The organism is Pseudoalteromonas sp. DL-6, from assembly GCF_004328665.1.
Taxonomy (GTDB): domain Bacteria; phylum Pseudomonadota; class Gammaproteobacteria; order Enterobacterales; family Alteromonadaceae; genus Pseudoalteromonas.
Genome location: NZ_CP019770.1, coordinates 1,319,661 through 1,331,682, shown reverse-complemented (window position 1 = coordinate 1,331,682; position 12,022 = coordinate 1,319,661). Strand labels below are relative to the sequence as shown.

The 12,022-nt window shown below is 36.7% G+C and carries 10 protein-coding genes; all 10 read right to left on the bottom strand.

The window, feature by feature from the left end; translation table 11 throughout:
* Positions 1-72 precede the first annotated feature (72 nt).
* The 10 genes from B1F84_RS06185 to galU are packed head-to-tail and all read right to left on the bottom strand — an operon-like array spanning position 73 to position 11,818.
* On the bottom strand, positions 73-774 hold the full coding sequence (locus B1F84_RS06185; RefSeq protein ID WP_131690878.1) for a class I SAM-dependent methyltransferase: 702 nt from the start codon (positions 772-774) through the stop codon (positions 73-75).
* A gap of 24 nt (positions 775-798) precedes the next feature.
* Entirely contained in the window at positions 799-1,533 is a 735-nt protein-coding gene (locus B1F84_RS06180; protein WP_131690877.1) for a WecB/TagA/CpsF family glycosyltransferase, read from the bottom strand.
* A 39-nt stretch (positions 1,534-1,572) separates the two neighbouring features.
* Complete coding sequence (locus B1F84_RS06175) at positions 1,573-2,739, bottom strand: aspartate-semialdehyde dehydrogenase (protein WP_165489678.1); 1,167 nt, start codon at positions 2,737-2,739, stop codon at positions 1,573-1,575.
* 23 nt (positions 2,740-2,762) lie between these two features.
* The gene (locus B1F84_RS06170; RefSeq protein ID WP_131690875.1) at positions 2,763-4,949 is read right to left on the bottom strand and encodes a bi-domain-containing oxidoreductase; all 2,187 of its coding nucleotides are present in this window, start codon (positions 4,947-4,949) and stop codon (positions 2,763-2,765) included.
* A gap of 11 nt (positions 4,950-4,960) precedes the next feature.
* Positions 4,961-6,160: an O-antigen ligase family protein gene (locus B1F84_RS06165; protein ID WP_205988841.1), complete on the bottom strand. Its 1,200-nt coding sequence runs from the start codon at positions 6,158-6,160 to the stop codon at positions 4,961-4,963.
* On the bottom strand, positions 6,150-7,340 hold the full coding sequence (locus tag B1F84_RS06160; protein ID WP_131690874.1) for a hypothetical protein: 1,191 nt from the start codon (positions 7,338-7,340) through the stop codon (positions 6,150-6,152). Before B1F84_RS06160 ends, B1F84_RS06165 begins: the two co-directional genes overlap by 11 nt.
* The gene (locus B1F84_RS06155) at positions 7,330-8,463 is read right to left on the bottom strand and encodes a glycosyltransferase (RefSeq protein ID WP_131690873.1); all 1,134 of its coding nucleotides are present in this window, start codon (positions 8,461-8,463) and stop codon (positions 7,330-7,332) included. The genes B1F84_RS06160 and B1F84_RS06155 overlap by 11 nt, the downstream gene beginning before the upstream one ends.
* A 1-nt stretch (position 8,464) precedes the next feature.
* Positions 8,465-9,715: a UDP-N-acetyl-D-mannosamine dehydrogenase gene (wecC, locus tag B1F84_RS06150; protein WP_036982954.1), complete on the bottom strand. Its 1,251-nt coding sequence runs from the start codon at positions 9,713-9,715 to the stop codon at positions 8,465-8,467.
* A 33-nt stretch (positions 9,716-9,748) separates the two neighbouring features.
* A complete protein-coding gene (gene wecB / locus B1F84_RS06145) occupies positions 9,749-10,882 on the bottom strand; it encodes a UDP-N-acetylglucosamine 2-epimerase (non-hydrolyzing) (protein WP_131690872.1) in 1,134 nt (377 codons plus the stop codon).
* 39 nt (positions 10,883-10,921) lie between these two features.
* Positions 10,922-11,818, bottom strand: coding sequence for a UTP--glucose-1-phosphate uridylyltransferase GalU (gene galU, locus B1F84_RS06140; RefSeq protein WP_131690871.1), 897 nt, complete (start codon positions 11,816-11,818; stop codon positions 10,922-10,924).
* Positions 11,819-12,022: the final 204 nt, after the last annotated feature.

Here is a 12,022-nt window from a genome sequence, read left to right as displayed (position 1 = left end):
TTATGCAAAACATTTAATCTATCTGTAAAACCAGGTTTAAACTTTGACTGACTTTATATTAAGCATCTTAACTTAGTTTTTATTTTTAGCTGATTTTATTGCAATGATGGATTTAGTGATAGCCAAATATTTTTCACATTCAATTATAGAATCTTCAAAAAGAGACTGTAATTCATGAGATGTCAACAAATGCCAATCCGGTGTTGTTTTTTTTATCCAAAATGAATTTGTAAACTTTAGTAGGCGGATCAATATACACCTAGGTAGATGAGAAGCTAAGGGTAACCAACTATGGCTTTCAATTAGAAAATTTTTGTTTGGTGTTTGCACAAAATATTGCTTACCAATACGCTTTATTTCATTAGAAAAAATTAGCTGGTTCTTGCTTGCTTTGCGTTTAAATTCTTTACCCGAGACAATACTCCATACAAATTTTTTATCTACTGTTACATGTTCTAAAACTGAGGAGCAATAAACGATATCAAAATATTCATCTGGAAACGGTAACTCCCCTTCTGCATTGATAACTACTGGATTGAAGCCATATACTTTGTGAGCTTTCGAAACTTGGTCTTTTGCAATGTCAGCAACATAAACATTGCTTGCAGAATAGTTACAGCCTTCTAAAACTTTAGCTATATTATCTCCTGACTCTGAACCCAGATCCAAAATCTTTGTATCTAGGCTAATATCAAAGTGTTTATTGAACAGCTCAGCCCTTCTTGCTCTGGCCCTATCTGATAGCATATATATATAACGCTTTAAACTATTCACATTTCATCCTTAAATTACCTATTTCTAGCGCGTTAAAAATTTACTTTTTAGTAATAACAAAGCAAACTTAGAGTTTGTAACTAAATATCGTTTCCACATTCTTCCTGGCTCTTGTAATACCCTGTAAAGCCATTCGAGGCCAGCTTTTTGCATCCACTTTGGTGCACGCTTTACTTTACCTGCTACAACATCGAACGTACCGCCAACACCCATTACAAAGTCTACACCAAGCTTGTCTTGCCATTTATTAATGAAGTTTTCTTTTTTAGGTGAGGTAATCGCAACAAATAATAACTTAGCGCCCGATTCGTGGATTTTAGTGACAATGGCCTCTTCATCATCCCAAAAGTAGCCATCGTTATAACCTGCTATGTTTAAACTTGGGTTTTGTGCTTTAACCACTTCCACTGTTTTGCTTACTACCTCTTCGGTGGCACCCAATAAAAACACAGGAAAGTCTCGCTTGGCGCTCATTGCTAATAATTCATGAAACAGGTCAACCCCAGCAACACGCTCTGGCACATGGTGCCCTAAAAAACGCGCACCAAACACTACACCCATACCATCAATATTAATTACCTCACACGCTTTAACCGACTCAGCTAAAACAGGGTCTTTTTGCATATTTACTATTTTGGCTACATTAACCACAACATGTTGTAAAAACTGCTTTTGCTCAATTCTACTTTCAATAAAAGACACCGTCTCTTGCATGGTGGCAATATCCATGGGTGCTTTTAAAAATTCAATACGTTTCATTTTTAAGTCCGTTTTTAAAGTTGTTCAATAACTGCATTTTTAGCGCTGTTCAATTTTTTGTCTATTAAAATAAGCAAACGAATAATATACCCATGCTTGTGTCCAACGCACATAGTCAACCTTATTGGTGAAGTACTTGTTTTTTTGATAAATAAAACGCTGCTTTTTAGGCATATATAGGGTTTGAATAGCACGGCTTATTACTTTTTCGGCCATCGAAAAGTCATCTGGCGTTTTACCTACTTTTAGTAACGTAAAAACAGCTTGCGATACACTGTGCATATCGAGTGGGTAGCGATTATTATTATAATATTTTGCGGTGCCATCTTGCTCAAACAAATGTGTTTTATAATAAGTAAGACCTTTTGCAATTGCCGATTCAAACTCATCAATTTGCAACTCATCACTCAATAAGCGCAACGCTTCTAGGTTATAACCAGTATGAAAGCCATCGATAAACTGGTGATGATGGCGAGCACCATATACCCATGAGCCATCAAATCCCTGTTCGCTTACCGACTGCCTTGCAGCATTTAAAGCAAGCTGTTTGTAATGTTGGTTGTTAGTCAGCACGGCAACTTTTGCAACCCATGCAGCGCCCCAAAGGCTGGCATTATGTACAAATGCAGTCTCACCCGGTATATAACCAAAAAACTGCCTGCCATCACATTCTTTATATAATGTTTTTACAATAAAATGCGCACTATCAATTGCAGGTTCTGAATATTTTTTGTCTTTGGTAATTTCACTCAACGCGTATAGAGCCTGTGCTACGTATATAGTAGTAATAACGTTTGGCTTACCTTTTGGTACAAAAAACGCACGAGCATTCCAATCAAAGTGATAACCCCAACAACTATGCTGCCAAATAGATTTATCACTTTGCTGGGTCAGTAACCAATCTGCCAATTTTATTGCCTCTTGCAAATAATCGTTTTGGCCTGTGGATTTATAATCTTCAAGCAAACCTAAAATAAACAAACCAATCCCTTTAGGATTGCGCATTTTAGGTATGCCAAACAATGGCCTTAAATTAATGGCTAAACGTTTATGAAGTTGTATCCACACCAAACCAAACAGGCCGTTTTTTAAACTCGGTGCTAACTTAAATAGCGAACTGTTTAAGCCATCAAACGGGTCTTGGCCTGCATAATCATTTCTTTGCGCGTCTTTTAACAGTGCTGGATTAATTTGCTCTATGTTCATAATAATAAAGTGATTACCCGCTATTATTGCTCAAGAATGGATAAATCGACGTTTAGTGTCGTGCCCAAAGCTAATGACTCAACCGCCAAAATAGTTGCTAAACTATTACTCATTAAACAGTCATAACTAACACATGGCACACCTGATGTTAAACCCGCTAACCAAGCGTTTAACATCGCTTTTTGACCTTTATCTTGCGCCATTTGCTTTTTGATTTCTTGCTTTGAATCGCCCGAATATAAAACCGCTTCTTTAAAGTCATTAATCACTGCACTATGGCCACCACCAAAAACTTCAACATATTCTTTTTGCATGGCTTTTGAGCCATCTGCAGTATAAACAATGGTCGCAACACTACCATTTTCAAATGTTAAGCTAATCACCACGTTATCGTTAAGTACCGCCGATTTATTAGCTTTTGCAGTACCAATTGCCGTCACAGTTTTAGGGTTGCTGCCAACAAGTGCAGAAGCTAAATCAACAAAATGGCAACCTTCACCAATCACGCGGCCACCACCGGTTTTTACATCTTGAATCCAATGATCAGCAGGAATACTACCAGAGTTAACACGAATACTGACCACTAAAGGCGTTTTTACACCACTAAAATGCTCAATTACGTCTTGGGTAGATGGCGCAAAGCGGCGGTTAAAACCAACCATCACTTGGCTAGTATTACTTTTTATATTATTAGCTAATTTTGCAAGTTGAATTTGAGTAAGCTCTTCAACGGTAAGCGCAATTGGTTTTTCAACATACACGTGTTTGTTAGCATTAATGGCAGCAACAACCGATGATGCGTGCGTATCATGGCGTGTTGTTACCATAATTGCATCGGTATCTTGAGTTAAAATCTCATTAAATTCAGCAGTACAAAATGCAAAACTAAATTGTTTTGCCACACCTTGCGCCGTGCGGCCACTAGCTGTTACTAAGCCTATAAACTCAACATTATTTTTATCAGCCAACGGCGGTAATAAACTTGCGGTAGCGTAATTCCCTGCTCCAAAAAATGAAATGCCCAGTTTGTTTTTACGGATTGCCTTGGTGTTAGTTGTAATACGAGACGCTTTATTTAAGATATCAGTACCTGCAGCGTACTGCATTACTATGCCCAAATAAGGTTCAGTTTTGGCGCCTTCAATTAACTGATACGCATCTGCCGCTTGATCAACCATAAAACGATGCGTAATTAATGACTTAACATCAACCTTACCTTGACCTACTAACTCTAAAAAGGTCTGCATATTACGCTGCTCTGTAAAACGCACATAACCAAATGGGTAATCATTACCATTTTCTTCATAAAACGGATCATAACGGCCAGGGCCATACGAGCGCGAAATCACCACACTAATTTCTTTTTTGAAGTAATCTTCACGAGGAATATCCATACGCACAGCACCTACTACCACAACGCGACCTTTTTCACGTGTTACAGCACCACATAACTCAATCGGCTGATTACTTGGTGTGCCCGCACATACTAATACACCGTCTACACCATGACCTGAGGTTAATTCTTTACAAAGCGACTCGACATTAGAACCTGGGCCTGCACCTACAGCACCAAAATCTTCAGCTTGTTTTACTAAACTAGCATCTAAATCGGTAGCAATTACATTACAGCCATTAGCACGCAACAATTGCACTGCAATTTGGCCAAGTAATCCTAAACCTAATACTAAAAAGGTTTCGCCTAATTTCGGTTCAGCTAAACGTACTCCTTGCATCGCAATAGAGCCAACTGTGGTAAAGGCTGCTTCTTCATCGGTGACCGAATCAGGTATTTTAACAACAAGGTTTTTAGGAATAGTTACAAACTCAGCATGATTGGCATAATCAGCGCCACCACATGCTACACGATCACCCGGTTGAATTCCTTCAACTAGTCCACCGGCAGCTACAACTTCGCCGGCGCAGCTATAACCCAAAGGAGATGGTGATTCTAACCGCGACTTTACCGTTTGCAGGGTTTTCTTTAATCCTTCAGTTTGTATTTTTTGTAGTACTTGTTTGACTAAATCGGGCCGCGCTTTAGCTTTTTGTAATAAATTCTTTTTACCCATGTCAATTTTAGTTTTTTCAGTACCGGCACTAATAACTGAAACAGCATTTCTTACAAGTACAAATGAGTCCGTTAGCGTTGGTACTGGGACCTCATTAACTTGAACGATCCCGGTTCTTAGAGTTTGAGTAACTTGCTTCATTTAGAATTCCTTTAAGTTTTTTCGTAATATATTAAGAATATTGATAATAACCAGACTAGTGTCATAAAGTTTGGTATGGGACCAATTGCACCACTTTCTAAGATACCTGTAACAAGTACAAAAACAAAAAGCGCAGACGATAAGCGGCCTTTAAAAGTAAGTAAACGATAGAATTGGAAACTAATTAACAGGAATATTGGTAGTGACCCAATAAAGCCAGTAGAAAGTAAAAGCTGCAGCATAAATGAATGACTATTTACAGTTGTCCAGCCCCAGCTTGTTTCAAAATTAAGCGGTATGATTACCTTAGAAGAAGCGTAGCCATAGCCAAAGTAGGGGCTTTCTTTAATTAGCTCCCAAACAACCTCCCAAATTAAGGTTCGTCCTGTAAAGGTAAATAGCTCATCAACACTGCCACTACGTGACAAGCTAGGCAAAAGATATTTATACAACTCCGTAAAGTAAATAACGGTTATAAAACAAAATGTAAAATATGTAGCTGTATAAAAAAAAGCAAAACGACGATAGAAAAAAACGTAAGATAAAGCCAACAACAATGCCAGCAAAGATGTTCTACTTTGACTAAATATTAAAATACAAAACAATGTGAATATAAGTAGACATATATTGATATTTTTTTTTCTAAATATACTTTTCCTCATCACTAGAACAATAAATAAAGTTACTGCAGCAAGCTGTCCTAGCGAATTAGCATTAGTTGTAAGCCCTTTAAAACGAACGCCTTCTATGTAACCTAAGTCATTCCAATATTCTTGGTACACAAGATCCGGACTTGCTACAGTAGCTACTAATGACAAAACTACTAAAGATGATGTTCCAATAACAAACGCCTTAAGCACATGTTCTTTGTCTAGCACTGTGAATAAATATATATAAAAAGTAGCAAAACAAACAAATACAAATGACGTCACAACGGAATATAAACCTGCTGGCGAAAATGGGGAAGTTGCAAATATGTATAACGAAAACATAATTATAAGCGACTGATAATTGCATTTAATTTTATAACCTAATGCCTTCCAATAGACAAAGCCCATCAAACCACAAAATGACCAAACGATGACTTTTATTAATATTTGTATATCAAATCCTGTAGACTCAACACCTCGATTACGAAAAGATGACAACGTTATAAAAATCAAAATAGCGTATAAATAAAATGCAAATTTAGGTGATAGTTTAATTTTCATGATTGTCTTTAAGTATTAAAAGTCGCAAAGTAAGTACAATAATCACTAGCCAGCCTATCAACATTGCAAATGGCACAGCAAAATATCCCATATAGTTGTTTGTAAAAAAAAGAGTTATTAAGGCAAGTACACTTGCAAAAAAACGGTTAGTGAACATGTTTTTTCCAAGACTACAAATATATAAACCGTTCTCTAAAAAGTGGCCAAATATCATGGCTGTATAAGCGAGTAAGCACAATGTGATAAGATATTCTAAATCATCAAACTTGCCCTGAAAAATAATAGAATTGATAATGCTATAATTATAAACAACCAGTAAATAGTAAGTTAAGGAAAGTGAAATACAAATCAAAGTTGCTTTAAATATTGATACTCTTAAAGCTTTTAAACCATTACTGTAATATCTTTTTGCTAAATCTTTTTTATCAAATGAGTCAATTGCACTTATCAAGACTTGCACTGGTTGTAATAAGTTTCTAGCAACAGCATAAACACCTGCGGCAACAGGCCCCAGTAAAGCACCTGCAAATATTATTAAGAAATTATTATAGAAACCATACAGAAAACCTCCACACACTTCATATTGTTTTGATTTGAAACGCTTTATAATTTTTAAACAAGAAATATTGTATAGCTTTTCTTTTTTACCAAAGGGCAGTGAAGCAAATAAAAGTGATAGAGGGTAACTATAACTGATGAAATCACTTTCAATAAGTAACCAACTTAAGATCACTAAGCTAAAAATTAGAAAAAAAACGCTCCACAATATTTTATTATAATTGAGTAACAACCAAGCCGTTCTTTTTTTATATTCGTAATACCAAGAAAATATTACATATAAAAATATAAACCCGGAATTAATAATTAATTTTACTTCTGAAAACAATGAATATACATAAAACACTAATAAAGCAAACAAAGATGCTATTAGGCTCGCTATAAATGATAGTGAGTAAAAGTAGCTACTTTTATTAAGTGAATATGAAAACTTTGATGTCATCATTGGTATGATTATCAGATTTCTTTGCACACCTTGAAAAAAAACAGCTAAAGCAATACATATAGAGAATATTCCAAGACTTTCAATAGTAGAAAATTTAGCCATGTACAGAAAAAATAAGAAACTAGAAATTGAAAAGGCAAATTGATCAACCAGTGCAACTAATAACTTATATTTCATTTATGGCCTTTATAATGTCATTAGTTTTATTTGACCAAGTATGGACTGCCATATTTTGCTTATCCGTAATGTTTGTGTTTAAAGCTAATGACAAATTTTTCAGAAATGTGTCATGACAATTAGAAATATAAACAGCTTTGCTTTCAAATTCATAACAATCACTAAATTGAGTAGAAACAATCGGTTTTCCTGCTGATAAATACTCTTTAAATTTAATCGGGCTACAATATTTTATCCAATCGTTTTGCAACCAATACATTGCAAGCACATCTGCTTTATTAAGATACGAAGGTATCTCTTCCTGTTCCTTTTTACCTAAAAAAATCACGTTTGATGGTAAACTTATATCATTATCTAAGCTCACATCACCAACAAGGTAAAAGTTAACATGTGAATGTTGTTCTGCAGCTTTTAATAACAATTTAATATCGAATGTATGTGAGTCAATTGCTCCTACAAACAGTACTTTTTTCGCATTATCATTGTTCAATTCATTTTTTAAATTGTAGCTTCGTTTATCAAAAAATACATCTGCAATGCCATGCGAAATGTGTAAAGCTTTTTTACAGCTAAGCTCTTCGCTATTTTTTAATTCATTTGAGGAGTATATAGTTAGCATCGCACTTTTTTGCAATAATTTAACGTGCTGCTTTATATATTCAAAATCACCATCACTTAACTCTTCATTCTTATCAGTTCTCTGATAAATAACATCTTTTGATAATTCAAGTGCTGTTTTAGAAACTGTTGGTGTAACTACCCAAATAAGCGGATTGCTCATACCTAGTTGTTTTGCGTGCCACTTTATTTGAATCTTCAATAAAAAAGCTGATAATTTTTCAGAACTTTTACCTGGTAAGTAGAATGGTGAATAAACAAAAAAATTGTCGCTAACTTTAACAGCCCCTTTTGCAATGCTTTTTAGTTTGCGAATTATTTTATTTAAAATCTTCGAAGACTTTCCTATTGTTGGCACCCTCATGCCAACGGAATTCACAAATAATATTTTTTTATCTTTTGATAGGCATTCCATAACCTTCATATCAAAGTGGCCATGATTGTGATACCACCAATCCTCGCCAGCAAAGCATATTACGCCATCATATTTACTATATTTTTCCATTTTACAAAATCCCGCGGGTATCGATAACAACTTTTGATGCAAACTCTGTTTTATCTGCAGCTTTAAATTGTTTATGATCAACTAATACTACAACGACATTTGCTTGCTCCAGTGCGCTTTCTAACGACACTAAACTCACATTTTTATCTGCTAGGTTAGCTGGTAGCTCTGAAATGTTTGGCTCTACAGCAAGTATTTCACCTATATTTTTTGCTGCTAATTCTTCAACAATATTTAATGCCGGGCTCTCACGAAGATCGTCAATATCAGCTTTAAATGAAAGACCTAAACATGCAATAACTGGACGTTTAAATTCATCAGCGGCTTTTGCTACTTTTTCAATTACGTAAAATGGTTTTGCGTCGTTAGTTAAGCGTGCTTGTTTAATTATTTTTGCTTCGTCTGGGCAACTTGCAACAATAAACCAAGGATCAACCGCAATACAGTGGCCGCCAACACCTGGGCCTGGGTTTAAAATATTTACACGCGGGTGACGATTAGCAAGCTTAATAAGCTCCCACACATTAATTTTTAATTTGTCACAAATGACTGACAATTCATTGGCAAAGGCAATGTTTACGTCGCGAAATGAGTTTTCGGTTAACTTAGCCATTTCAGCAGTACGAGCATTGGTAATAATACACTCGCCGCGCACGAAAGTTTCGTATAACTTAACAGCTTTTTCGCTACATGCTTTGCTCATACCGCCTATTACACGGTCGTTTGACACTAACTCTTGTAATACATAGCCAGGTAATACACGCTCAGGGCAATGAGCAACATTGATGTCGGCGGCATCACCTTTATCTTGTGGAAACGTTAAGTCAGGGCGCGCTTCACTTAACCAAGCGGCTAGTTGCTCTGTTGCACCTACAGGTGAGGTGCTTTCTAAAATAACTAAGTTACCTTTTTCAAGCACTGGGGCAATCATTTTTGCAGCCGATTCAATATAGCTTAAGTCTGCACTGTGGTTACCACTTTCGCTGTGAATAAATGGTGTAGGTACAGCTACCATAAACGCGTCGGCTTTTTCTGGCGTTGTAGTCGCTCTTAAGTTACCAGTAGATACTACGCCACGTACAATTATGTCGAGATCAGGCTCTACTATGTGTATTTCACCGGCATTAATGGTATTAACTGCTTTTTCGCTTACGTCTAAACCAATTACTTTCATACCGCGCGATGCAATAACCGCCGCAGTTGGTAAACCTATGTAGCCTAAACCAACAACTGAAACTGTTTTAATTGTCATTACTAAATCCTTGAAAAAGTTTTAAACTTTATTTTAATCTTTAAAGTGTTGCTTAATTTTAGCCACAATGCGTTCACACGCTTTACCATCACCATAAGGGTTATGTGCACGGCTCATTGACTGATATTCTTGAGCGTTAGTGAGTAAGTTATTAACTTCATTCACTATGCGAACTTTATCTGTGCCTACTAGTTTAACTGTACCTGCTTCTACCGCTTCTGGGCGTTCTGTGGTGTCACGCATAACAAGTACAGGTTTACCTAAGCTTGGCGCTTCTTCTTGAACACCACCTGAGTCGGTTACGATTATGTGAGCTTGATTCATTAAGTACACAAATGGTAGGTAGTCTTGCGGCTCGATTAAATGCACATTATCAACATTTTTTAATATGCGATTTACTGGTTCGCGTACATTAGGGTTTAAATGCATTGGGTACAAAATTTGTGTATCTGGGTGCGCAGTTGCAATTTCTACCAATGCCTCACAAATTCGCTCAAAACCGCCACCAAAGCTCTCACGGCGGTGCCCTGTAACTAAAATAAGCTTTTTAGTTTCATCGAGTTCTGGAAATTTAGCTTTTAGAGTTGAAATTAAAGCGGTGTCGGTTTTTACTTTATCAACCACTTGTAATAATGCGTCAATAACGGTGTTACCAGTAATTACGATATCGTCAGCATTTATTGCTTCGTTTAGTAAGTTTTGCTGCGATGTTTGCGTTGGTGCAAAATGCAGTTTTGTAATTGCCCCAGTGAGTTTGCGGTTACCTTCCTCTGGCCAGGGTGAACTTAAGTTACCGGTGCGTAAACCCGCTTCTACGTGCCCTACTGGAATTTGCTGATAAAACGCCGCTAAACTTGCAGATAACGTAGTACTGGTATCACCATGAACAAGCACTAAGTCTGGTTTAAACTCTTCGAGGATAGGTTTTAAACCTAACAAAATATTTGTTGTTACATCGTATAAGCTTTGGCCAGGTTTCATAATATTTAAGTCGTACTCGGGTACAATTTCAAAAAGGGCTAAAACTTGGTCAAGCATTTCACGATGCTGTGCAGTAACACATACTTTAGCGTCAATGCCTTCAGCTGCATTGAGTGCTTTAACTAGCGGCGCCATTTTTATTGCTTCAGGTCGTGTACCAAAAATACTTAATACTTTAATAGCCATGATTTCCCTTAATTTTTTATTAACCGATTTTGCATAGCTTTATGCATTTGCCATTAATTGCTTAACGCGCTTTGTAAATTCTTCACCCATTAGGCTTGATTGCATTGCGTATTCTACGTTTGCGAGCATGTAACCTAGTTTTGAGCCACAGTCGTGTGACTTACCTTTTAAATGGTACGCTTCAATTGTTTCAAGATGGCGTAACTGCAGTAATGCATCTGTTAACTGTATTTCGCCGCCAGCCCCTGGAGGCGTAAATTCGAGTAAATCCCAAATAGCGGGTGATACAACATAACGCCCTGTTATGGCTAAATTGCTTGGCGCATCGTCGTTGTCTGGCTTTTCAACCATATTAGTAATGGTTGCATTTTCGCCAGGCGCAATATATTCACCCGCCAAATCAACCACACCGTAGTTGTGCACTTCTTCATGTGGTACAGGTTCAACCATAATTTGATTATGTTGAGTGCGCTCAAATCGGGCGATCATTTGTGCTAAGTTATCAATCTTAAGGTTTGACTTATATTGATCGATAATTACGTCTGGCAATAAAATAGCGAATGGGTTGTTGCCAATGATTGGCCAAGTTTCAAGTATTGCGTGGCCTAAACCTAATGGCGCAGATTGGCGAACAGAAATAATACTTACATCTCGCGGGATTATTGAGCGAACTTCTTCTAGCAAGCTGCGTTTTACGCGAGCTTCTAGAGTGGCTTCTAGCTCAAAGCTGGTATCAAAATGATTTTCTATTGCGTTTTTAGAAGCATGGGTAACCAGTATAATTTCTTTAATACCGGCTTTTACTGCTTCGTTAACAACGTATTGAATGAGAGGTTTATCGACTAGTGGAAGCATTTCCTTAGGCGTTGCTTTGGTAGCTGGCAGCATGCGCGTACCCAAGCCTGCAACAGGCAAGACTGCTTTTAATACTTTCACTTCAATTCCTTTTATTGTTACTTTTTTGTTCTGTAGTCACTTGTTGATGTTTTTGCCAAATTAAGCAAAGATTTTAAGCGCTACCATCCATATGGGCGGCTATTATACACAAGCCATACAATCGCTCAATATAAAAAGCAGTCTTTTTGATTGTTTTATGTTGCAAAGCTGTTAATTAATATATTGATGCTTTTTTTATAACCT